Origin of the sequence: Aquitalea pelogenes (assembly GCF_001515305.1) — a bacterium.
Lineage (GTDB): Bacteria > Pseudomonadota > Gammaproteobacteria > Burkholderiales > Chromobacteriaceae > Aquitalea > Aquitalea pelogenes.
This window is the reverse complement of record NZ_LNQV01000129.1, coordinates 1-348: the sequence shown is the minus strand read 5'-3', so window position 1 is coordinate 348 and position 348 is coordinate 1. Positions and strand designations below refer to the sequence as shown.

Sequence of the window (348 nt, the reverse complement as noted above, 5' to 3'; positions counted from 1 at the left end):
TCCACCAGCAGGCTGAGGGTGTTGATGGGGGTGGACAGGGAATGCGCGGCACCGGCCGCTGCATGCCCACTGCCAGCAGTTGTTCATCGCGAACTGGGTTTCCCGTGCAGCGGCCAGCGCGGCCTCGCGTGCGGCCAGTTGACGGGGCCAGCCAGGGACACAAAGCTGGTGATCAGCAGCGCGGACAGGGCAAAGGTCAGCCACATCCCCACCAGATGCAGGGAAAAGGCATAGGCGGCATCACTGCCCTCCACCAGCAGGCTGAGGGTGTTGATGGGGGTGGACAGGGAATGCGCGGCACCGGCCGCTGCATGCCCACTGCCAGCAGTTGTTCATCGCGAACTGGGT

At 65.5% G+C, this 348-nt stretch carries 1 protein-coding gene; it reads right to left on the bottom strand.

Annotated elements, in window-relative coordinates:
* Window positions 1–83: 83 nt before the first annotated feature.
* The gene (locus AWT75_RS21120) at window positions 84–254 is read right to left on the bottom strand and encodes a hypothetical protein (protein ID WP_239689692.1); all 171 of its coding nucleotides are present in this window, start codon (window positions 252–254) and stop codon (window positions 84–86) included.
* Window positions 255–348 lie beyond the last annotated feature (94 nt).